Consider the following 22,343-nt stretch of genomic DNA (forward strand, 5'->3'; position numbering starts at 1 on the left):
TGACATGGGGAAGCGTGTCGCGGAGACCGAGCGCAAGTACGAGGCCGCTGAGCAGGCCGGTGAGCCCGACCTCGAAGGTCTGCCCGGGGTCGCGGCGGTACGCGTCCTGGAACCCGCCGCACTGGACGCCGTCTACGTCGACACGTCCGACCTGAGACTGGCCACCCACAGGATCACCCTGCGCCGCCGCACCGGCGGCGACGACGCGGGCTGGCACCTGAAGCTGCCGAGCTCGCAGGCCGACACCCGCACCGAGGTCCACGCACCTCTCGGCAAGCAGGGCCGAAAGGGCGGCCCCAGGGTGCCCAAGCCGCTGCTCGCCGAGGTCGCCGCCATCGTCCGCGACCGGGACCTCGTCCCGGTCGTCCGGCTGCGCAACACCCGCAAGCGCGTGCACCTCGTCGACGACACGGGCGCGCCCCTGGTGGAGATCGCCCACGACCACGTCCGGGCCACCGTCCTCGACCACGGCGACGGGGCCGAGAGCGCCTGGAACGAGGTCGAGACAGAACTCCTCGACGGCGACACCGCCCTGCTCGACGCCCTGGAGAAGCGGCTCCGCACGGCAGGGCTGCGGCGGTCGAAGTCCCCCTCCAAGCTCGCCCGCGCCCTCGGCGACCGCCTGACGGCCGCCCCCCGGCCGCCGGGGCCGCCGTCCACGACCGGCACCGCCGGCGACATCGCCCTCGCCTACGTGCACGAACAGGTCGCCGCGATCATCGCCTGGGACCCGGCGGTCCGCCGCGACGAACCGGACTCCGTCCACCAGATGCGGGTCTCCACCCGCCGGCTGCGCAGTGCCTTCAAGTCCTTCCGCCGAGAACTCGACCGCGCGGTGACCGACCCCATCGGCGACGAACTCAAGTGGCTCGCCGCGGTCCTGGGCCTGGAACGCGACCGGGAGGTCCTCGCCGAACGCCTCCGCGACCGCCTGGCGGAACTGCCGGAGGAACTCGTCACGGAAGCCCTCACCGTCCGCATCGGCGGTGACGCCCCCGTCCACGAGGGCGCCCGCAAGGAACTCCTGCGCGAACTGGGAGGCGGCCGCTACTTCCGCCTCCTGGACACCCTGGAGTCACTTCTCACCGACCCGCCGCTGCTGCTCGACGGCGCCTCGGCCCCCGCGGCCCGCGCCGTCGCCAAGGCCGTGGCGCGCGACCACAAGCGGCTGCGCCGGCGCGTCGAACCCGCCCTGGCGATGGAACCCGGCCACGAGCGCGACATCGTCCTCCACGACGCCCGCAAGGCCGCCAAGCGGGCCCGCTACAGCGGAGAGGCCGCCCAGGCCGTCCCGGCGCTGCGCAAGCCCGCCAAGAAGCACACCAAGCGCATGAAGGCCGTCCAGCAGCTGCTCGGCGAGCACCAGGACAGCGTCATCTGCCGCGACGCCGTGCTCCGCCTCGCCTCCGACGCCCGCGAGGCCGGCGAGGACACCTTCGCCTACGGCGCGCTCTACCAGCTGGAACGCGACCGCGCCGCCGCGGCCGAGCGGCAGCTGCCGAAGGACTGGCCCAAGGCCGACCGCGGCAGACTGGCCGGCTGAGCCGCCAGGGACGCCCGTCGGAGGGCACCCGGCCCGCGCCGAGCGCGGCCGGGAAGCCCTCTGTGACGCGTTACGCTGAATGGTCACCCTTGCCAGCTCACGAAAGACACCTCTGATGCCTGTCGAGTCGGTCTTCCCCCAGCTCGAGGCCCTGCTGCCGCACGTGCAGAAGCCGATCCAGTACGTCGGCGGGGAACTGAACTCCACCGTCAAGCCCTGGGACGAGTGCGACGTCCGTTGGTCCCTGATGTACCCGGACGCCTACGAGGTCGGGCTGCCCAACCAGGGCGTCATGATCCTCTACGAGGTGCTCAACGAGCGCGAGGGCGTCCTCGCGGAGCGCACGTACAGCGTGTGGCCGGACCTCGAGGCACTGATGCGCGAGCACAACGTGCCGCAGTTCACCGTGGACGCGCACCGCCCGGTCAAGGCCTTCGACGTGTTCGGCCTCAGCTTCTCCACGGAGCTCGGCTACACCAACATGCTCACGGCCCTGGACCTCGCGGGCATCCCGCTGGAGGCCCGGGACCGCACCGAGGACGACCCCATCGTGCTCGCCGGCGGCCACGCGGCCTTCAACCCCGAGCCCATCGCGGACTTCCTGGACGCGGCCGTGATCGGCGACGGCGAGCAGGCCGTCCTGGAGATCACCGACGTGATCCGCGCCTGGAAGGCCGAGGGGCGCCCCGGCGGCCGCGACGAACTGCTGTTCCGGCTGGCCCGCACCGGCGGGGTGTACGTGCCGAGGTTCTACGACGTGGAGTACCTGGCCGACGGCCGGATCGCCCGCGTCGTCCCCAACCGCTCCGGCGTGCCGTGGCGGGTGTCCAAGCACACCGTCATGGACCTCGACGAGTGGCCGTACCCCAAGCAGCCGCTGGTCCCGCTCGCGGAGACGGTCCACGAGCGCATGTCCGTCGAGATCTTCCGCGGCTGCACCCGCGGCTGCCGCTTCTGCCAGGCCGGCATGATCACCCGCCCGGTGCGCGAGCGCAGCATCACCGGCATCGGCGAGATGGTCGACAAGGGCCTGAAGGCCACCGGGTTCGAGGAGGTCGGCCTGCTGTCGCTGTCCTCCGCCGACCACTCCGAGATCGCCGACGTCGCCAAGGGCCTCGCCGACCGGTACACGGAGGACAAGATCGGCCTGTCCCTGCCCTCCACCCGCGTCGACGCCTTCAACATCGACCTCGCCAACGAGCTGACCCGCAACGGCCGCCGGTCCGGTCTCACCTTCGCCCCCGAGGGCGGCTCCGAGCGCATCCGCAAGGTCATCAACAAGATGGTCTCGGAGGAGGACCTGATCCGCACCGTCGCCACCGCCTACGGCAACGGCTGGCGCCAGGTGAAGCTTTACTTCATGTGCGGTCTGCCCACCGAGACCGACGAGGACGTCCTGCAGATCGCCGACATGGCGAAGAACGTCATCCAGAAGGGGCGCGAGGTCACCGGCCAGAACGACATCCGCGCCACGGTGTCGATCGGCGGCTTCGTGCCCAAGCCGCACACCCCGTTCCAGTGGGCCCCGCAGCTCGGCGTCGAGGAGACCGACGCCCGCCTGGAGAAGCTGCGCGACGCCATCCGCGGCGACCGGAAGTACGGCCGCAACATCGGCTTCCGCTACCACGACGGCAAGCCGGGCATCATCGAGGGCCTGCTCTCCCGCGGCGACCGCCGCGTCGGCGCCGTGATCCGCGCCGTCTACGAGGACGGCGGCCGCTTCGACGGCTGGCGGGAGCACTTCTCCTACGACCGCTGGATCCGCATGTGCGAGAAGGCACTCCCGGAGCAGGGTGTCGACCTCGCCTGGTACACCACGCGCGAGCGCACCTACGAGGAGGTCCTGCCCTGGGACCACCTGGACTCCGGCCTCGACAAGGACTGGCTCTGGGAGGACTGGCAGGACGCACTCGACGAGACCGAGGTCGAGGACTGCCGCTGGACGCCGTGCTTCGATTGCGGGGTGTGTCCTCAGATGGACACCCACATCCAGATCGGCCCGACGGGCAAGAAGCTGCTCCCGCTGACCGTGGTGAAGTAGCCGGGCTCGGACACGAGGCCCCCGCCGCACGGCGGGGGCCTTCGTGCGTCCGGGGGAGCGGAACGACGGTCAGTCAGGCCGGCTCCGCGGCAGGGCGGTTGACGCGGGGCGGGGGCGCGTCGTCGTCCCGCGCCGCCTGCGGGGAGGCCGGGTTCCGCCCGTGGGAGGGGGAAGGCGCGCTTCCGGGCGTACGGTTCGGGCATGCGGGAACGGGGGGACGCCGACGGGTACGGCGGGAACGGGGACGGCTGCCTGACGGTGGCGGTCAGGACGCCGGCGCGGATCGTCGCGCTGGTGGTGGTGCTTCCGCTGCGTATCGCGTGGGACGCACTGATGGCCGCGGGCCGGGCACTGGGCCGCGCCGGGGGATGGCTGGCCCGGGTGCTGGTGGTCGTCCCGGCGGTGGCGCTGTGGCGGTATGCGCTGGCGCCGGTGGGGCGGGCCGTGGGGGTCGCAGTGGGGTGGGCGGTCTCCGTGCTGGTCGTCCTGCCGGCGGTGGCGCTGTGGCGGTACGTGCTGGTCCCGTTGGGCCGGGCGTCCGGCGCGGGGGCGCTGTGGGTGCTTCGGGCGCTGCTGGTGGCACCCCTGGTGGCGCTGTACCGCCATGTCCTGGTGCCGGTGGCCGCCGGGGCGGCGTGGCTGGCCCGGTGGGCGGTCCGGGCGCTTGTGGTGCTTCCGGCGGTCGCGCTGTGGCGGTACGTCCTGGTGCCGGTGGCCCTGGGGGTGGCGTGGCTGGTGCGGTGGGTGGTCGTGGCGCCGCTGCTCCTGCTGTGGCGCCGGGTGCTCGTGCCGGTCGCCCGGGAGGTCCGGGACGCGGTGCTGGTGGCCTGGCGTGTGGCGGGGTATGTGTCGCGCGCCGTGGGGCGCGCGCTGAAGTGGCTGGTCACCGTGGTCCTGGTGGTTCCGGCGGCCTGGGTGTGGCGCGCTCTGGTGCTGCCGGTGTGGCGGCCGGTGCGGCGGGCGGCGGCGGAGGCGCGCCGGGCGGTGCGCGACGCGCTGGCGGCGGTGCGGGAGACCGTACGCGGGGTGCGGGCCGATCTGCGCACCGCGCTGACGGGCGCGCCGCGGCCGGTGGAGCGCGGTGGGCGCCGTGGGGAACCGGAAGGCCGGAACCCCCAGTAATCTGGAAGACGACAAGCAACCCCGTCCGGGGTTACCAGACGCACGAGGGACTGAACGACACTGGGCAAGCGACAGCCCGAAGGCCCGCCGCCCGCACCCGCGGTGCAGCGCATCCGACTGCGCTACACCAAGCGCGGCCGCCTCCGGTTCACCAGCCACCGCGACTTCCAGCGCGCATTCGAGCGGGCGCTGCGGCGCGCCGAGGTGCCCATGGCGTACTCGGCGGGTTTCACCCCGCACCCCAAGGTGTCGTACGCCAACGCCGCACCCACCGGCGTCGCGAGCGAGGCCGAGTACCTGGAGATCGCGCTCAGCGAGGCCCGTGAGCCGGAGAAGCTGCGCCTGCTGCTGGACGAGTCCCTGCCGGACGGCCTCGACGTGGTCGACGCCGTCGAGGCCCGTACCTCGGGGCTCGTCGAGCGGCTGGAGGCGTCCGTGTGGCAGCTGCGGCTGGACGGTGTGGAGCATGCCGTGGCCGAGCGGGCCGTGGCCGCGTTCCTCGCCGCGGGGACCGTCGAGGTCCAGCGCATGACGAAGAACGGCGTGCGGACTTTCGACGCGCGCGAGGCCGTCGCCCGGCTCGAAGCGGTGGATCCGCAGGTGGCCGGGGCCCGGGAAGGTATCTTCGAACAGGGTGCCGATAGGCCGACACCAGCAGCTTGTGCGATACTGCGGCTGGTTGTTCGGCATGTGACACCTGCCGTACGACCCGACGACGTCCTGTCCGGCCTCCGTGCGGTGGCCGACCTCGCGCCGCCGGTCCCCGCTGCGGTGACCAGGCTGGCGCAGGGGCCGCTCCACGAGGAGACCGGCACGGTGACCGATCCGCTTGCGCCCGACCGCGATGCCGCGGCGGTGCCGGAGGGTTCCGCCTAGGACCGTCGTCGTTGTGCGGCCGACGCATCTGGGGAAACCCGGGTCCGGCAGCACGCATCAGACGAGACTTTCGTCGGCCCGTCAGTCCGGTGCCGACGAGCGAAACGACAGCTCCCGTGTGGCGCCCGCGCCCCCGGGCGGTGGAACCGCGAGGACGCGGACCGCCGCGAACCGGATCAGGGTGCGGCGCCCGGGAGCGTGACGGGAGATATGCCCGCATGCTCGAGCAGAACGAGCCGAACGAGGCGCCCGAGAACGGCGCCACCGAAGCCGCCTCCGGCGGCACCGACAGTGAGCCGACGGCCGCTCCGCGCCGCCGTCGCCGGGCGGCGAGCCGTCCGGCGGGTCCGCCCGCGGCCGGTGAGGCCGCTCAGGACGCGACCTCCGTGACGGCGGCCGCCGAGCCGCCGGCCATACCGGCCGAGACCCCGTCCGCCGAGGCCGAGGCCGCCCCCGCGCGGACACGCCGCCGTGCGACGCGCAAGGCGGCCGCCCCGGAGCAGTCGCCCGCCGGGTCCGAGCAGGAGACGGCCGAGGCCGCCCCCGCCCCGGCCCGCCGTCGGGCGACGCGGAAGACCGCCGCCCCGGCGACCGCCCCCGAGGCCCCCGTCGCGGAGACGCCTGCCGCCGAGACGCCTGCCACCGACACGCCCGTGGCGGAGCAGGCCGAGCAGGCGGCCGCCCCGGCCCGCGGCCGGCGCCGTGCCACGCGCAAGGTGACCAGCCCCGAGCCCGCCCCGGCCGCCGAGGAGACGGGTGGCCCCGCGGCCGCCGCCGACACGCAGGCCAAGGAGCTCCAGTCCGATCTGCCGCTGCACGCCGAGGCCGCCCCCGTGGCGGAGCAGGCCGAGCAGGCGGCTGCCCCGGCCCGTGGCCGGCGCCGTGCCACGCGCAAGGTGACCAGCCCCGAGCCCGCCCCGGCGGAGGACGCGGCCGTGGCCGTGGCCGCCGCCGACGCTCCGGCGAAGGCCCTCCAGGAGGAGCCCGCCGAGCGTCCGAGGCGCGGGAAGTCCGAGAAGCCCCAGGGCGAGAAGTCCAGGGCCACCCGTTCGCGCCGGCGCACGGCTCCGGCCGCCTCCTTCCTCGCGGCCGACGACGGCTCGCGCCGTCTGAAGCCGGGCGCGCTCGCGCCGCGTGAGGAGGCGGGGGGCGAGGCCGCCGCGACCGCCGCCCCGGAGCAGCGCACCTACACCGCCAAGGCCGTCCCCGACGGTTCCGGCTGGGCCGTCGAGGTCGAGGACGCCTACGAGATCCGCGGTTACGGCGACACCGTCGACCAGGCCCGTGTCGCCGCGGTCGCGGCCGTCGCGGAGGCGTTCGGCGTCCCCGCGGACACGATCGTCATCGAGGTGCAGGAAGCACAGGGTGCCGAGGTCCAGCCCGAGATCGCGCCCGAGCCCGAGCCCGAGGCCGCTCCCGCGCGTGGCCGGCGCCGTGTCGTGCGCCCGCCCGTGGCCGTGTTCCAGGCGCCGGTGTTCCAGGCCCCCACCGCGGCGCAGGCGGCGCAGGCCGCCGTGCGGCCCGCGGAGCAGGAGGAGCCGGAGGAGCCCGAGGCCGAGGCCGAGGAGTACGCCGGCGGACGCCGCCGTCGCCGCCGTCGTCGTGGCGAGCCCGCGGAGGCCGTGGAGGTCGCGCAGACCGCCGTCGCGGAGCGGGCCGGCGAGGAGCCCGAGGCCGCCCACGAGGAAGAGGCGGAGGCCGAGGAGCACGAGGCCGACGAGTACGAGGACGAGGGCGGCGAGCGGATCTCCCGCCGGCGCCGTCGCGGTGGCCGTCGTCGTCGTCGCGGTGAGGCCGCCGACGGCGACGAGACCGCCGGCGAGGACGAGGAGTCCGAGGACGAGGGTGCCCCGGACGAGTCCGAGGACGACGAGGACCAGGACGCCGAGAGCAGCAGCACCAGCCGCCGCCGTCGCCGCCGGCGCCGCCGCGGGGGCGACGGTCCGGCCGAGGAGAGCCTGGGCGAGGACGCGCCGGAGCGCACGGTCGTCAAGATCCGTGAGCCGCGCAAGCCGTCCGAGCCGGTCGACGAGGTGCAGTCCATCAAGGGCTCCACCCGTCTGGAGGCCAAGAAGCAGCGGCGCCGCGAGGGCCGCGAGCAGGGCCGCCGCCGGGTGCCGATCATCACCGAGGCCGAGTTCCTGGCGCGCCGTGAGGCGGTCGACCGGGTGATGGTCGTCCGCGAGAACGGCGACCGGACGCAGATCGGTGTGCTGGAGGACGGCGTCCTCGTCGAGCACTACGTCAACAAGGAGCAGGCCACCTCGTACGTCGGCAACGTCTACCTGGGCAAGGTCCAGAACGTGCTGCCGTCCATGGAGGCCGCGTTCGTCGACATCGGCAAGGGCCGCAACGCCGTCCTGTACGCCGGTGAGGTCAACTTCGAGGCGCTGGGCATGGGCAACGGCCCGCGGCGCATCGAGGCGGCCCTCAAGTCCGGCCAGTCGGTGCTCGTCCAGGTCACCAAGGACCCGATCGGCCACAAGGGCGCGCGTCTGACCAGCCAGGTCTCGCTGCCCGGCCGCTACCTGGTCTACGTGCCCGAGGGCTCGATGACCGGCATCAGCCGCAAGCTGCCCGACACCGAGCGCGCCCGGCTGAAGCAGATCCTCAAGAAGATCGTCCCCGAGGACGCGGGCGTCATCGTGCGCACCGCCGCCGAGGGCGCGAGCGAGGACGAGCTGCGCCGCGACGTCGAGCGGCTGCAGTCGCAGTGGGAGGACATCCAGAAGAAGGCCAAGACCGGCAACGCCCCGTCGCTGCTCTACGGCGAGCCGGACATGACCGTCCGGGTGGTCCGCGACATCTTCAACGAGGACTTCGGCAAGGTCATCGTCAGCGGCGACACGGCCTGGGAGACCATCCACGGCTATGTCTCGCACGTCGCGCCGGACCTGGCGGAGCGGCTGAGCCGCTGGACCTCCGAGGTCGACGTCTTCGCCACGTACCGGATCGACGATCAGCTGCTGAAGGCGCTGGACCGCAAGGTCTGGCTGCCGAGCGGCGGTTCGCTGGTGATCGACCGGACCGAGGCGATGGTCGTCATCGACGTCAACACCGGCAAGTTCACCGGCCAGGGCGGCAACCTGGAGGAGACGGTCACCAGGAACAACCTGGAGGCGGCCGAGGAGATCGTGCGCCAGCTGCGGCTGCGCGACCTGGGCGGCATCATCGTGATCGACTTCATCGACATGGTGCTGGAGTCCAACCGCGACCTCGTCATGCGCAGGCTGCTGGAATGCCTGGGCCGGGACCGCACCAAGCACCAGGTGGCCGAGGTCACCTCGCTGGGCCTGGTGCAGATGACCCGCAAGCGGGTGGGCCAGGGCCTGCTGGAGTCCTTCTCCGAGACCTGCGTGCACTGCAACGGCCGCGGTGTCATCGTCCACATGGACCAGGCCACGGCGGCCGGGGGCGGCGGCAAGCGCAAGCGGCGTCGCGGCGGCGCGGCGGAGGAGCACGCGGTCGCGGAGACCGCCGTCATCGAGGCCGAGGAGGCCGCGGAGGAGGCTCCCGAGCTGGAGCCGGTCGCGGTCACCGAGGCCGAGCTGGTGCCCGCGGTCGGCGGGGACGAGGAGTGGTACAGCAGCCCGGCCGAGGCCGAGGCGGCGGCGGGCCGGCGTTCCCGGCGGCGCGCCTCGCGGCGGGTCACCGCCCCGGTGAGTTCGCCGGACGCCACGGCCGAGATCGTCACCGTCGTCCCGGTGGCCGCGCCGGTCACGGAGCCCCAGGCGGCGGAGGCCGCGACGGCTACCGCCGTCGAGCCGCCCGTCCCCGTGGGCGCGGCCGAGCCGGCGGAGGAGCCCGTGGCACCGGTCCGCGGCCGGCGCCGGGCGACCCGCAAGGCCACCGCGCCGAGCGCGCCCGCCGGTGAGGCCGCCACCGTGGTGGTCTCCGCGGCGGAGACGGCCGTCCCGGCACCGGCCCCGGAGCCGGAGCCCGTGGCGGAGGTCCAGGAGCCGGCCGCGCCGGTCCGCCGCCGTGCCACGCGCCGGGTGTCCGCGCCCGCCGGCGCGCCGTCCTCCGGCGAGGAGGCCGCTGTCGTGGTCGTCCCCGGTGCCGAGGCGCAGCCGGAGCAGACCCCGGCTGCCGAGGCGGCGACGGTGGGGACGGAGACCGCCGAGGCGGAGCCGAAGAAGCGGGCCGCACGCAAGACGGCCGCGAAGAAGGCGCCGGCGAAGAAGGCCGCCGCGAAGAAGACGGCCGCCAAGAAGACCGCTGTCAAGAAGACCGCGGCCAAGAAGGCGCCGGCGAAGAAGGCCGCCGCCAAGGCCACGGCCGAGGCGCCCACCGAGGCGTCCTGACCCTGGGTCACCGTCCGCGGGCCGTTCCCCACCGGGGGACGGCCCGCGGTGCGTCCGGGGTCGGGCAGGCGCCGGTTTGACCCGGTCGGGGACGCCCCGTAACCTTGAGCTTCGGCGTTTTGGCGCCCATTCCTGAGCACCTTCCTACCGGCCCCGGCCGGCAGAGGCCCCCCACGCATCGCAGGGACGGCTGGCGTCAGGAGTGATGATCCGAGCGAGAGAGTGAGTTCCGCGTGTACGCAATCGTGCGCAGCGGCGGCCGCCAGCACAAGGTGGCCGTCGGCGACATCGTCGAGGTTGACAAGATTTCCACTGGCAAGGTTGGCGACGCGGTCGAGCTCTCGACGCTGCTCGTCGTCGACGGCGACGCTGTCACCAGCGACCCGTGGGTGCTGGCCGGGATCAAGGTCCAGGCCGAGATCGTGGACCACCACAAGGGCCAGAAGATCGACATCCTGCGGTACAAGAACAAGACCGGCTACCGCCGTCGTCAGGGTCACCGCCAGCAGTACACGGCGCTGAAGATCACCGGCATCCCCGCCGCTGCGAAGTAAGGGACTGAAGAGAGATGGCACACAAGAAGGGCGCATCGTCCACCCGGAACGGTCGCGACTCCAATGCCCAGCGGCTCGGCGTCAAGCGCTTCGGCGGCCAGGTCGTGAACGCCGGTGAGATCATCGTCCGCCAGCGCGGCACCCACTTCCACCCCGGCGCGAGCGTCGGCCGTGGCAAGGACGACACGCTGTTCGCCCTCGCCGCCGGTGCGGTCGAGTTCGGCACCAGCCGTGGTCGCAAGGTCGTGAACATCGTCCCGGTCGCCTGATCGGCCGCGATACGACTTCACCGAGGGCGGATCCTGTTTCCCGGACGGGAAGCAGGTCCGCCCTCGATGCGTTGAAGCCCAAGACATCCCGTACGTATCTGGAGGAACATCCGCATGACCACCTTCGTGGACCGCGTCGAGCTGCACGTCGCCGCGGGTAGCGGAGGCCATGGCTGCGCCTCCGTGCACCGGGAGAAGTTCAAGCCGCTGGGCGGCCCGGACGGCGGCAACGGCGGCCGTGGCGGCGATGTGATGCTGGTCGTCGACCAGTCGGTCACCACGCTCATCGACTACCACCACCACCCGCACCGCAAGGCCACCAACGGCAAGCCCGGCGAGGGCGGCAACCGTTCGGGCAAGGACGGCACGGACCTGGTCCTGCCCGTCCCGGACGGCACCGTCGTCATGGACAGCCGCGGCAACGTGCTCGCGGACCTCGTCGGCCACGGCACCACCTTCATCGCCGGCCAGGGCGGCCGCGGCGGCCTCGGCAACGCGGCGCTGGCCTCCGCGCGCCGCAAGGCGCCGGGCTTCGCGCTGCTGGGTGTGCCGGGCCAGAGCCGGGACCTCGTCCTGGAGCTGAAGACGGTCGCCGACGTGGCGCTGGTCGGCTACCCGAGCGCGGGCAAGTCCTCGCTCATCTCCGTGCTCTCGGCCGCCAAGCCGAAGATCGCGGACTACCCCTTCACCACGCTCGTCCCCAACCTGGGCGTGGTCACGGCCGGTTCGACGGTCTTCACCGTCGCCGACGTCCCCGGACTCATCCCGGGCGCCAGCGAGGGGCGTGGCCTGGGCCTGGAGTTCCTGCGGCACGTCGAGCGCTGCAGCGTCCTGGTGCACGTCCTGGACACCGCCACCCTGGAGTCCGATCGCGACCCGCTGAGCGACCTCGACGTCATCGAGGCGGAGCTGCGCGCGTACGGCGGTCTCGAGGACCGTCCGCGCATCGTCGTCCTCAACAAGGTGGACATCCCCGACGGCCAGGACCTCGCCGACATGGTCCGCCCCGACCTGGAGGCGCGCGGCTACCGGGTCTTCGAGGTGTCCGCGGTGGCCCACAAGGGCCTCAACGAGCTGTCCTACGCCCTCGGCGGCATCGTGGCCGAGGCACGGGCCGCCCAGCCGGTCCAGGAGGCCACCCGCATCGTCATCCGGCCCAAGGCCGTGGACGATTCCGGCTTCACCGTCACCGCGGAGGAGGGCTTCTACCGCGTCCGCGGCGAGAAGCCCGAACGCTGGGTGCGCCAGACCGACTTCGCCAACGACGAGGCCGTCGGCTACCTCGCCGACCGGCTCGCCCGCCTCGGTGTCGAGGAGGAACTGGTCAAGGCCGGCGCCCGCGAGGGCGACGAGGTCGTCATCGGCGCCGAGGACGACGCCGTGGTCTTCGACTGGGAGCCGTCGGTGGCGGCCGGCGCCGAGATGCTCGGACGCCGTGGCGAGGACCACCGCTTCGACACGCCCCGTCCCGCCGCGCAGCGCCGCAAGGACCGTGACGCCGAGCGGGACGACGTCCAGCAGCAGTTCGAGGGCTTCGACCCCTTCGAGTCCTGAGCCGCGGCCACATGTGACGAGGGCCGGTTCCCCCGCGATCTGCGGGGGGACCGGCCCTCGTCCTCATGCCGTGCGGGTCAGCTCACGGACGCCTGGAGCGGGGTCGCGCCCTCCTCTTCGGCCTCCTCGGCGCCTTCCTGCTCGCGGATCTCCGCCTCGAGCTGCGCCATGACGCCCTCGAAGTCGCGGGTGGAGAGCAACAGCTTGTAGATGATGGCGAGTTCGAAGGTCAGCAGCAGCACGGCCGCGCCGATCGTGACGCCGACGATGGCACCGGTGAGCGGGGCGATGATGAAGACCGCCATCTGGAACTCGATGCCGCTGATCAGGTGCGGCCGCACACGGTGCTTGATCAGGAAGTCGCGGAACTTCTCGTAGGGGCCGAAGCGCTTCTTGAAGGTCTGCTGGAGGTCGATGACGCGCTTCTGGGCCTGCTCGGGCGACGGGGTGTCCGCGTCCGCGTCGGCCGCGTCGGCCGTCTCGGTCGCCTCGGCCGTGTCGGTGGAGCCGTCCGTGGTGGCCGCCGTGCTCGCCGTGGCGGTGTCGGGGCCGGTCCACTGCGCGGGCACGTTCCGCGGGCCGGGCCCGACGGCGTCGAGCACCACGGCCGCGGCCTGGGCGTCCGCGTCGGCCTGCGTCTCGTCGTCCTCGGCCCGCTCGCGCAGCAGGTCCTCCATGAAGGCGGTCGGCTTGGCCGCCTCGACCCGCTGCAGCCGCTTCTGGATCTTCTTGCGCATCCCGGCCCGCACCTTGAAGATCTGCAGGGCGTCGAGGTAGCGCAGCGCGTCCAGGAAGATCACCGCGAGGGCGAGCCACATGTAGACGGGCTTGTCGGTGCGGTAGAACTGCCCGCCCATCAGGGCCGCGGCGCAGCAGACGACGCGGATGCGGTCGAAGATGTAGTCGAGCCAGGCGCCGAACTCGGAGCCGTTGCCGGTCAGGCGCGCGAGCTTCCCGTCCATGCAGTCGAGGATGAAGCTGACGTGGTAGAGCACGGCGCCGAGGATCAGCCACCTCCAGTCGGCCATCGCGAAGCACGCCGCCGCGCCGAGGCCGAGAACGAGGGCGCCCCAGGTGATCTGGTTCGGGGTGACGCGGGTCCACCTGGCCGTCCAGCGCACCAGCGGGGTGGCGACCGGATCGACCAGGAACACGGTCCACCAGGCGTCTCGCTTCTTCTCCGTGAGGCGCCTTACTTCCGCGAGCGGCGGTATTTCCATGGACCAGGAACCTTTCGAGGCGGGACGGGGATGTCGAACGGATCTGCGGTGGGGGTGGTGGCGGGAGTGGCGGCGCGCCCGTCAAGGACGGCTCTTGCATCCACCGCAGGTACGACACCCGGCGACGCCCAATGGTTGCACGGGTGAATGGAGAGTAAACAAAAAGTTGTCGAATGGTATCCCGCGACCCATTCGTCTGGGACGGGGCCGCGGAGCCGCCCGGGAAGCGGCGGGGCGCGCGGACCTGGGAAGTTCTCGCTCGGCGCGCCGAGGCGGGTCCCCCGGGGCCGGGTGGCGGCCGTGGCGGAGGACACCCCTGGCGCGGCGTCGCCCCCCTCGACGGCGGCGCCGTTGCCAGGCGGGCACGAAGAAGGCGCCGAAGGCGCGCGGAAGGCACAAAGAAGGAGGCCCCCGGTGGAACGTGGTCGTTCCGGCCGGAGGCCTCCTCGGTGGGTCAGCGCGCCCCGGTCACAGGGCGCCGGCCCGCTGCCGCGGGACCACCTGTGCGGTGCCGCGGGCGGCCTTGGCGCGTCGCTCGTCCACGCGGGCCGCGAGGGCGTGCACGGCCTCCTGGAAGCGTTCCGCGGAGGTCGGCGCGGCCGGGCCCAGCAGATACTCCCGAAGCTCCTCACGCGCCGCGGTGAGCGTGTCCTCGGCGGTGCCCCGTGCCACCTGCAGCAGGCTGTCGAGGCCCTTGCCCTGCGGGGTCAGCACGATGCCGGCGCGGACGGTCGGGAAGGTCTCGCGGAAGCCGTCCTCTGACAGGTCCGTGGTGTTGGTGACCGCGTAGGGCTTGCCGCTCACCATGAACTCGGAGATCACGCTGGACACGTCGGTGATCAGGACGTCGGAGTGGTTGAAGCAGGAGTAGAGGCCGGGCCGCTCGGCGGTGAGCACCTGGTGCTCCGTCGCGGGGCGAGCCGTCCAGTAGACGGCCTCCCATTCCTCTGTCGCGCGCCTCATGGCCTCGGTGACGCTGACCTCCCCGGCCAGGCCCTTGTCGGCCATGCGCTCCAGGTCGTCCGCGTTGCTCAGCGACCAGGCTGCGGTGAGCCGGTCGAGCTCGTGCTCGGCACGCTCCAGGAGGGCGAACTGCTCGGGCGACGGGTCGGCCTGCGGACGCGCCCTGTTGGCTTCCTGGATGAGCTCGATGATGCGCTGGTTGGCGACGCCGGCCCGCGGGTCCACGGACCCGGTCAGGGGGTGCGGGCGGTAGAGGAGCCGGACCCCGGGGTCGGCGAGCAGCTTGCTGACGAGCTTCTCGCCCGCCAGGACGATCGAGGTGTTGCCCGGGTCGTCGGTCCACCCCTCCCAGGTCGGCGCGTACAGGACCGTGACCGGCTCCCCGGCCCGCACCGGACCGGAGGCGCGCTCGACGCCGGCCAGCTGGGGGCGGCCGACCTCCACGATGTCGTCGTCCGCCACACCGACCGCGGCGAGGGCGTAGCGCTCGCGGGCGGCGGGCCCCGCCACCCAGACCTCGTCGTAGGCCTTCGCGTAGGGGTTGCAGCTGGACAGCTTGTCGCTCTCGCCGTGGTTGACGAAGGCGTGCATGATCGACGGGATGCGCAGCACCTGGGAGGTCTTGGGCGCGTTGGCCGGGTGGAGCAGCACCTTGAGGCTGGAGTCGTCGAGCCGCATGAGGTCGGCGACCTTCGGCAGGCAGACGATGGGGAGGTCGGTGGGGCCGATGCGCGACACCATGCCCCGCTCACGCAGCACGATCACGGGCCGGCCGTCGAGCTTGGCCAGCGCGGGCAGCCACATGTTCGCCTGGTACGCGGAGCTGCTGCCCCCGGAGAAGTACATGCCGACAGTGGGCCGGTAGTCCCGCAGCCACGCATCGAACCACTCCATGACCTCGTCCTGCTGCGGGGCTCGCCGCCCGCGCAGGACGGCGGCGGCGAGCACCGCCAGGGCCACGGCCGCCAGGACCGCGGAGAGGGCGATGCCCGCGAGGGCCCACACCGTGTCCCCGGTGGCCGCCGTGACCGACAGCCCCGCGACGGCGGTGAGCTCGATCAGCAGCAGCCGCAGTCCGGGCCGGCGGGTGATCGCGGACGGTGGAGCGGACGGCAGGGTGAGGGCGGAGGTGTCGATGTTCCGTGTGACGACCGGGAGTCTCCGGCCCCGCTGGACCTGGACGGCGCCCGCCTGAATCGCGACGTGCGCGCCGTGCACGGCGAGGAGCCCGCCGAGGCAGAGCAGGAGGAACGTCGTCGACGGCCCCTCGTGCACCCGCAGCAGCCCGATCACGAGGAGCAGGTCGCGCAGCGCCTGCCGCGTGACCGCTTCGGCCTGCAACTGGCCGAAGATCTTCGGCGGGGTGCCCTTGACGGCGTGCAGGCGGAGGTCGGCGGCGTAGCCGATCGCCGCGGCGCCGACCAGTAGCGCTGTGCCGGGGAGTGCCACACCCACGATCTGGGCGATCAACGCGCAGGCCTGCAGCAGCAGCAGCGCGAAATGGATGGTCTCCGTCCTGGTCTCCATGGTGCGTTTCACAGCGGGCAACCTACCATTCAAAAGGATGAGGTCTTTTGGCTCGAACGGCCGTGCAACTGCCCTGCACAGGAGGTCTGATGGCCGGGTGACGGAAGCCGTTCCGGCACCGTCCCGTGTGGGATATCACAAGCGAATGGCTCCTCTTGACCGCATGGACCGCCCGCATGCGGTTTGAGTGCTTAGGCGGCAAAGGCTCATGCTATGCGAATTTCCCGCCCCGCCCTTTGGGTCCTTGGTCCCGTAAAGCCGGTACTTCGGGTCCGTCCGCTGGGTGGATGCAGGCGGCACCGGGCCGCTCCTCTGCCGTAGATTGCGAACCCGGGAGAGGAAAGGGACGGACGTGGCGAGCGCGAGGCAGGACGTGGCGGAGGCCCGGCGGGTCGTGGTCAAGGTCGGGTCGAGTTCGCTGACGACGGCGGCCGGCGGCCTGGACGCCGACCGGGTGGACGCCCTCGTGGACGTCCTGGCCAAGGCGTGCGGAACCCAGGAGGGCGCGGCGCAGGAGGGCGCGGCCGTCAAGGAGGTCGTCCTGGTCTCCTCCGGTGCCATCGCCGCGGGCCTGGCGCCGCTCGGGCTGGCCCGGCGGCCGCGGGACCTGGCCAGGCAGCAGGCCGCCGCCAGCGTCGGCCAGGGCCTGCTCGTCGCCCGCTACACGGCCTCCTTCGCCCGGTACGGCGTACGGGTCGGCCAGGTGCTGCTCACCTCCGACGACATGAGCCGCCGGGCGCACTACCGCAACGCCTACCGCACGCTGGACAAGCTGCTCGCCATGGGCGCCATGCCGATCGTCAACGAGAACGACACGGTGGCCACCGACGAGATCCGTTTCGGCGACAACGACCGCCTCGCCGCCCTCGTCGCCCACCTGGTCCGCGCCGATCTGCTCGTCCTGCTCTCCGACGTCGACGGCCTCTATGACGGCGACCCCGCCCTCCCGGGCACCTCGCGCATCGAGGAGGTCCACGGACCGCAGGACCTGGAGGGCGTCTCCATCGGCAGCGCGGGCAAGGCCGGCGTCGGTACCGGGGGCATGGTGACCAAGGTCGAGGCCGCCCGGATCGCCGCCGGCGCCGGCATCCCCGTCGTGCTCACCTCCGCCTCACGGGCCGCGGACGCCCTGGCCGGCCGGCGTACGGGCACCCTCTTCCACGCCACGGGCAAGCGCTCCGCCGACCGGCTGCTGTGGCTGGCCCACGCCTCCGCCCCGCTCGGCGCGCTCATCCTGGACGACGGCGCCGTGCAGGCGGTCGTCAAGCGCCGCACCTCGCTGCTGCCGGCGGGCATCGCGGCCGTCGAGGGCCACTTCGCCGCCGGCGACCCGGTGGAACTGCGCGACACCTCCGGCCACGCCGTCGCGCGCGGCCTGGTGAACTTCGACGCCAAGGAACTGCCGCGGCTGCTCGGACGCTCCACCCGCGAGCTGGCACGGGAGCTCGGCCCCGCCTACGAGCGCGAGGTCGTGCACCGGGACGACCTCGTACTGCTGCACCACTGAGGCGGACTCCTTCGTGGTTACTTCGTGAAAACCGCCCCGCGGCCGCTCCAGGGCTGCTGGACTTTGAGGGCGGAGCACGGAATCCGGCCAGGGACGTGACGACAGGGACGACAGGGAGGCCGCCGGTGAGACGAGGGCGCCCGGGGGCATCGTCGTCCCGAGGGACGGCGGAGCGGACACTGGTGAGCGTGACGAGCGACGACACCGCCCGGCCGGCGCGGGAGCGCCCCGTGTCCCGGCTCTGGCACGTGACGCTCAGCGTCTCCGGGCCCGAGGCCCCGCTCGCCGAGGTCCGGCGCGCGCTGGAACAACTCGCCAACGACCATCCCTTCCTGCTCACCAGCCGGTACGCGGCCGACCACGCCGAGATCCGGTACTGGGAGGAGGCCCGCGACCTGCACGACGCCGCCGCCATCGCGCTGCGGCTGTGGGGCGAGCACCGCTCCTCCGCCAATCTGCCGCCCTGGGAGACGGTCGGCCTGGAGGTCATCGACCGCGAGACCTACCACCAGCGCCTCGCGGAGGGCTACGGGCCGCCCCCGGCGGCACCCGTCGGAGTGCACCCCTACTGAGCCGAGGGGGCCTGCGCGCCGTGCGCCGCACGGGTCTCACCCCCCGGAAAGCCGCCCCGTCGCACGCCGCCCACGCCGTACCCTGGCGGCTATGAGCAGCCGCAGCCACAGCAACGACGACCTCGCCGCCTCCCTGCCCTCGCCGTGGCCGAAGAGCCCGGTGCTGCAGGCCGCCTACCGCGCCCGCTCGGCCGCCGCCGACCTCGCGCCGCTGCCGCGCTCGGTGAAGGACGACGCGCTGCTGGCCATCGCCGACGCGCTGGTCGTCCGCACGCGGGAGATCGTCGAGGCCAACGCCGAGGACGTCGCCCGCGCCCGCGAGGCGGGGACCGGCGAGTCGATCGTGGACCGGCTGACGCTGACCCCCGAGCGGGTCCGGGCCATCGCCTCCGACGTGCGCGACGTGGCCGGCCTGCCCGACCCGGTCGGCGAGGTGGTACGCGGCTCGACGCTGCCCAACGGGCTGGACCTGCGCCAGATCCGGGTGCCGCTGGGCGTGGTCGGCATCATCTACGAGGCCCGGCCCAACGTCACCGTGGACGCGGCCTCGCTGTGCCTGAAGTCCGGCAACGCGGTGCTGCTGCGCGGCTCCTCCTCCGCCCTGCACTCCAACTCCGCGCTGGTGACGGTGGTGCGCGACGCGGTCGGCGGCGCCGGACTGCCCGCCGACGCCGTGCAGTTGGTGCCGGGGGAGAGCCGGGAGTCGGTGCGCGAGCTGATGCGTGCCCGCGGCATGGTCGACGTCCTCATCCCGCGCGGCGGCGCCTCCCTCATCAAGACGGTGGTCGAGGAGTCCATCGTCCCGGTGATCGAGACCGGCACCGGCAACTGCCATGTGTACGTGGACGCGCAGGCCGACCTCGACATCGCCGTCTCGGTCCTGCTCAACTCCAAGGCCCAGCGCCCGAGCGTGTGCAACGCGGCGGAGACGCTGCTGGTGCACCGGGACATCGCCGCCGACTTCCTGCCGCGCGCCCTGGACGCGCTGGCCGGGGCCGGGGTCACCGTGCACGCCGACGAACGGGTGCGGGAACTGGCCGGCGAGTGCGGCACCAGGGCCACCGTCGTCCCGGCCACCGCGGAGGACTGGGAGACCGAGTACCTGAGCAACGACATCGCCGCCGCCGTGGTGGACTCGCTGGACGCCGCCGTGCAGCACATCCGGCTGTGGTCGTCCGGGCACACCGAGGCCATCGTCACCACCTCGCAGCCGGCCGCCCGCCGATTCACCCAGTTGGTGGATTCCGCGGCCGTCGCCGTCAACGCGTCGACCCGGTTCACCGACGGCGGCCAGTTCGGCTTCGGCGCGGAGATCGGCATCTCCACCCAGAAGCTGCACGCCCGCGGCCCCATGGGTCTGCCGGAGCTGACCTCGACCAAGTACGTGTTCACCGGGGACGGTCACGTACGCGGCTGACCGGCGGCGGCGGACGGAGAGAGTTTCCCGGCGGCCTGCCCAATCCGCGTCATCGGCCCTATTCTGGACGGGTGCCGGACGAACTGGGGGGCAAGCCGTTCCCGGACGGCGAGGACCACGGTGGCGCGGATGACGAATTCGCGTCCGTGGTGCTCGACGAGGCCTTCATACGGGCGGCGGCCTTCCACGAACCCAGCGCCCACGAGCGCATGCTCGCCGCCGCCACGGCACAGGCCGAGGCCGAGGCCTCCCGCCCCCGTGTCCTGGGCGCGGAGGACGGCGCCGTCCCGTACGACCAGGAGGACTCCGGGCGCTCCACGGAGGACGAGGAGTACGAGGGCCTCTACTCCCAGCGCAGCCCCTACCGGAGCAACGGGCGCTGGCACCGGACGGTGGCCTGGGTGCTCGCCGTGGTGATGGGCATCGGCGTCGTCGCACTGACGTTCGCGGCGGTCTACCGGGGTGCCGGTGGGGGCCGGCAGCCCTCCGTCCCGCCCTCCCCCACGGGCCGGATCGGGGCCCCGTCGCTCCCCCCGGTGGCGGTCAGCCACAGCCCCTGAGCACCGCCCGAACTTGTCTCGTACCAGGACGTTTTAAAGGGCCCTGACAGACCTACGCTTGTTGTATGGCCGGGCCTGGAGACCCACCGGAGGGGAACCCCGAGGGCTCCCCGGGAGGTGGCGAGGACGAGTACCGATCCGTCGTCTTCGACGAATCGTTCGTGCGCGCTGCCCGGATACAGGAGTTCTCCGCGCGGGAGCGGCTGGACGGATCGGCGCGCTCGGTGCGCACCCGCCGCCTCTGGGCCCGCGGCGGCGCCCCGCGGCAGGCGCTGGTCCTCGTCCTCCTGATCGCCGTCGCCTTCGGCACCGCCGTCTACCTGGGCATACGCAACCCCTACGACCCGCCCGCCCCTCCCGTGGCGGAGCCGCTGCGGATCACCCTGCTGCCGCTCGCCCCCACGGCCGCCGTGGCCGCCGTGGACCGCGCCCGGCCCTTCGCCGGGCAGCGCGCCGAGCACTACCGGGCCGGCGGGGACGGCTACGCGCTGCCGCCGGCCCGGCGCACCGCGCACTTCAGCGAGAGCCAGGTCATGCAGGCGCTGGTCTCCGCCAAGGAGTACCTGGTCGCCTCCTCCGTCGATCCCGGTGCCCTGACCGGCGGGGACGTCCGCACGGTGCGCACCATGCTCGACCCCGGCCAGCTCGACCAGTTCGACCACAGCCTGGAGCGCCCCGCCGACGACGGGCGCCACGCGGCGACCGGCTGGCTGGTGCGCTTCGACCCCGGCCGGGTCGCCCTCGCCGACGACGAGGTCAGGGTGCGCGGCACCATGACCGTGGCCGAGGTGCGGGAGGAGGCCCTGGAGGTCGTCACCGACCACACCCTGGTCTACGCCGTGCAGGCCGCGGCCGGGGACAGCGGCCAGGCCTCCCTGTTCACCGTGCGGCGCGAGCTGCGGCTGCGCTTCGACCGTGCGGACCTGCGCGACAAGCACGTGGAGCTGCTGCAGGCCGCCGTCGAAGCCGGCCCCCTGTCCTGCGTGGGCGCGCCCGTGGCTCACTTCCTGCCGCTGCTGGCCGGGCAGCGGCCGCCGGTGCAGCCCGGGGTCGACCCCCACGACCACCGCCACGAGATCAGCTCGGTGTGCGGGGTGCTCGCCCCGGCCCCGGCGGCCGGTCCGGGGATCAGCTCTCCGGCGGCGGGTCCTGCGAGTCCTTCGGCGGGCGCCCCGGGGAGTCCGGGCCCGAGCCCGGACTCCCGGTGAAGCGGTCGCGCAGCCGGCCGCCGATGTCGCCGGCCCCCGACCCGATGTCGGAGAGCAGCTTCATGAGCGGGTCCTTGCTCGTCTTCACCGTTTCGGCGTAGTGGCTCGCGGATTCCTTGAACGAGTCGTAGACCGAGGTGTCCTTGTCCTCGCCGCGCCGCGGGTAGTGGCCGTCCATGATGCGCTGGTGGTCGCGGCTCGCGGCCCACTTCTTCAGCTCCGCGGCGCGCACGGTGGTGAAGGGGTGGCTGCGCGGCAGGACGTTGAGGATCTTCAGCACGGAGTCGCGCAGGTCGCCGGACTCCTCGTACTCCTCGGCCTGCTTCAGGAAGGCGTCCACGTTCATCTCGTGCAGGTGGTTGCCGCCGGCGATCTTCATCAGACCGCGCATGGACGCCTGCAGGTCCTGGCCGACCAGGAGCCCGGCCCGGTCCGCGGAGAGCTCCGACTTGCGGAACCACTCGCGCAGCGCGGTGACGATCGCCATGATCGCGAGGTTGCCGAGCGGTATCCACGCGACCCGCAGCGCCAGGTTGGTCAGGAAGAGCAGGATCGTGCGGTAGACGGCGTGGCCGGACAGCGCGTGGCCGACCTCGTGGCCCACGACGGCCCGCATCTCCTCCTCGTCCAGCAGCTCCACGAGCCCGGTGGTGACGACGATGATCGGCTCGTCCAGGCCGATGCACATCGCGTTGGGCCGCGGGTCCTGCGTGACGTACATCGGCGGGACCTTGGGCAGGTCGAGGATGTAGCAGGCGTCCCGCAGCATGTCGTTGAGGTGGGCGAACTGCTGGTCGCTCACGCGCACCGAGTCCGAGAGGAAGAGAAGCCGCAGCGAGCGCTCCGGCAGCAGGCCGCTGAGCGCCTTGAAGACGGTGTCGAAGCCGCTCAGCTTGCGCAGCGCCACCAGCGCGGAGCGGTCCGCAGGGTGTTCGTACGCGCGCGAGGAGATCCCCTCGAAACGCCGGCGGTTGCGTCCGGGCAGCCGCCGCCCGTCCTTCCCGCCGCCGTTCGCACCGCTCGAATCGTTCGGACCGGACATATGTCCCCGCCCCCCTGCTCGCCCGTTGGGTACGTAGTGAGGACGCGCGGAGCCACCGCGAAGT

16 protein-coding genes are annotated in these 22,343 nt (G+C 73.0%); 13 read left to right on the forward strand and 3 right to left on the reverse strand.

Annotated elements, in window-relative coordinates:
• Positions 1 to 4: 4 nt before the first annotated feature.
• The 8 genes from B085_RS0100440 (at position 5) to obgE (ending at position 12,263) form a co-directional block, all read left to right on the forward strand.
• Positions 5 to 1,543, forward strand: coding sequence for a CYTH and CHAD domain-containing protein (locus tag B085_RS0100440; RefSeq protein ID WP_018556579.1), 1,539 nt, complete (start codon positions 5 to 7; stop codon positions 1,541 to 1,543).
• Between the two features lie 115 nt (positions 1,544 to 1,658).
• Positions 1,659 to 3,584 (forward strand): TIGR03960 family B12-binding radical SAM protein, encoded by a 1,926-nt coding sequence (locus tag B085_RS0100445; RefSeq protein WP_018556580.1) that lies wholly within the window; start codon positions 1,659 to 1,661, stop codon positions 3,582 to 3,584.
• A gap of 201 nt (positions 3,585 to 3,785) precedes the next feature.
• Positions 3,786 to 4,706 (forward strand): hypothetical protein, encoded by a 921-nt coding sequence (locus tag B085_RS40770; protein WP_018556581.1) that lies wholly within the window; start codon positions 3,786 to 3,788, stop codon positions 4,704 to 4,706.
• Between the two features lie 102 nt (positions 4,707 to 4,808).
• On the forward strand, positions 4,809 to 5,582 hold the full coding sequence (locus B085_RS0100455) for a TIGR03936 family radical SAM-associated protein (RefSeq protein ID WP_018556582.1): 774 nt from the start codon (positions 4,809 to 4,811) through the stop codon (positions 5,580 to 5,582).
• A 218-nt stretch (positions 5,583 to 5,800) separates the two neighbouring features.
• Positions 5,801 to 9,886, forward strand: a complete 4,086-nt coding sequence (locus B085_RS0100460; RefSeq protein ID WP_018556583.1) for an Rne/Rng family ribonuclease — start codon at positions 5,801 to 5,803, stop codon at positions 9,884 to 9,886.
• Between the two features lie 233 nt (positions 9,887 to 10,119).
• Positions 10,120 to 10,440 (forward strand): 50S ribosomal protein L21, encoded by a 321-nt coding sequence (rplU, locus tag B085_RS0100465; protein WP_018556584.1) that lies wholly within the window; start codon positions 10,120 to 10,122, stop codon positions 10,438 to 10,440.
• 14 nt (positions 10,441 to 10,454) lie between these two features.
• Complete coding sequence (gene rpmA / locus B085_RS0100470) at positions 10,455 to 10,709, forward strand: 50S ribosomal protein L27 (protein WP_018556585.1); 255 nt, start codon at positions 10,455 to 10,457, stop codon at positions 10,707 to 10,709.
• Positions 10,710 to 10,823: 114 nt separating this feature from the next.
• A complete protein-coding gene (gene obgE / locus B085_RS0100475) occupies positions 10,824 to 12,263 on the forward strand; it encodes a GTPase ObgE (protein ID WP_018556586.1) in 1,440 nt (479 codons plus the stop codon).
• Between the two features lie 77 nt (positions 12,264 to 12,340).
• On the opposite strand, the gene B085_RS0100480 is transcribed toward obgE, so the two are convergent.
• Both B085_RS0100480 and B085_RS40775 read right to left on the reverse strand, forming a co-directional pair.
• On the reverse strand, positions 12,341 to 13,483 hold the full coding sequence (locus B085_RS0100480) for a CDP-alcohol phosphatidyltransferase family protein (protein ID WP_037730887.1): 1,143 nt from the start codon (positions 13,481 to 13,483) through the stop codon (positions 12,341 to 12,343).
• 468 nt (positions 13,484 to 13,951) lie between these two features.
• The gene (locus B085_RS40775) at positions 13,952 to 15,985 is read right to left on the reverse strand and encodes a hypothetical protein (RefSeq protein WP_106434805.1); all 2,034 of its coding nucleotides are present in this window, start codon (positions 15,983 to 15,985) and stop codon (positions 13,952 to 13,954) included.
• Between the two features lie 340 nt (positions 15,986 to 16,325).
• Between B085_RS40775 and proB the strand changes: the two genes are divergently transcribed.
• The 5 genes from proB (at position 16,326) to B085_RS0100510 (ending at position 21,237) form a co-directional block, all read left to right on the forward strand.
• Positions 16,326 to 17,480, forward strand: coding sequence for a glutamate 5-kinase (gene proB / locus B085_RS0100490; RefSeq protein WP_018556589.1), 1,155 nt, complete (start codon positions 16,326 to 16,328; stop codon positions 17,478 to 17,480).
• Positions 17,481 to 17,605: 125 nt separating this feature from the next.
• A complete protein-coding gene (locus B085_RS0100495) occupies positions 17,606 to 18,052 on the forward strand; it encodes a hypothetical protein (protein WP_026250532.1) in 447 nt (148 codons plus the stop codon).
• 91 nt (positions 18,053 to 18,143) lie between these two features.
• The gene (locus B085_RS0100500) at positions 18,144 to 19,469 is read left to right on the forward strand and encodes a glutamate-5-semialdehyde dehydrogenase (protein WP_018556591.1); all 1,326 of its coding nucleotides are present in this window, start codon (positions 18,144 to 18,146) and stop codon (positions 19,467 to 19,469) included.
• Between the two features lie 71 nt (positions 19,470 to 19,540).
• Positions 19,541 to 20,029 carry a hypothetical protein gene (locus B085_RS0100505; RefSeq protein WP_018556592.1) on the forward strand — a complete coding sequence of 163 codons (489 nt, stop codon included), beginning with the start codon at positions 19,541 to 19,543 and terminating at the stop codon, positions 20,027 to 20,029.
• A 65-nt stretch (positions 20,030 to 20,094) separates the two neighbouring features.
• Complete coding sequence (locus B085_RS0100510; protein WP_026250534.1) at positions 20,095 to 21,237, forward strand: hypothetical protein; 1,143 nt, start codon at positions 20,095 to 20,097, stop codon at positions 21,235 to 21,237.
• Here the strand turns inward: B085_RS0100510 and B085_RS0100515 are convergent.
• Complete coding sequence (locus B085_RS0100515) at positions 21,158 to 22,279, reverse strand: M48 family metallopeptidase (RefSeq protein WP_018556594.1); 1,122 nt, start codon at positions 22,277 to 22,279, stop codon at positions 21,158 to 21,160. The genes B085_RS0100510 and B085_RS0100515 overlap by 80 nt on opposite strands.
• Positions 22,280 to 22,343: the final 64 nt, after the last annotated feature.

Origin of the sequence: Streptomyces sp. BoleA5 (assembly GCF_000373665.1) — a bacterium.
Lineage (GTDB): Bacteria > Actinomycetota > Actinomycetes > Streptomycetales > Streptomycetaceae > Actinacidiphila.

Bases quoted from the DNA above. Each gene is read 5' to 3' on its own strand.
- B085_RS0100440 (WP_018556579.1), top strand. From the start codon at position 5: ATGGGGAAGCGTGTCGCGGAGACCGAGCGCAAGTACGAGGCCGCTGAG.
- B085_RS0100445 (WP_018556580.1), top strand. From the start codon at position 1,659: ATGCCTGTCGAGTCGGTCTTCCCCCAGCTCGAGGCCCTGCTGCCGCAC.
- B085_RS40770 (WP_018556581.1), top strand. From the start codon at position 3,786: ATGCGGGAACGGGGGGACGCCGACGGGTACGGCGGGAACGGGGACGGC.
- B085_RS0100460 (WP_018556583.1), top strand. From the start codon at position 5,801: ATGCTCGAGCAGAACGAGCCGAACGAGGCGCCCGAGAACGGCGCCACC.
- rpmA (WP_018556585.1), top strand. From the start codon at position 10,455: ATGGCACACAAGAAGGGCGCATCGTCCACCCGGAACGGTCGCGACTCC.
- obgE (WP_018556586.1), top strand. From the start codon at position 10,824: ATGACCACCTTCGTGGACCGCGTCGAGCTGCACGTCGCCGCGGGTAGC.
- B085_RS0100480 (WP_037730887.1), bottom strand. From the start codon at position 13,483: ATGGAAATACCGCCGCTCGCGGAAGTAAGGCGCCTCACGGAGAAGAAG.
- B085_RS0100500 (WP_018556591.1), top strand. From the start codon at position 18,144: ATGAGCAGCCGCAGCCACAGCAACGACGACCTCGCCGCCTCCCTGCCC.
- B085_RS0100510 (WP_026250534.1), top strand. From the start codon at position 20,095: ATGGCCGGGCCTGGAGACCCACCGGAGGGGAACCCCGAGGGCTCCCCG.
- B085_RS0100515 (WP_018556594.1), bottom strand. From the start codon at position 22,279: ATGTCCGGTCCGAACGATTCGAGCGGTGCGAACGGCGGCGGGAAGGAC.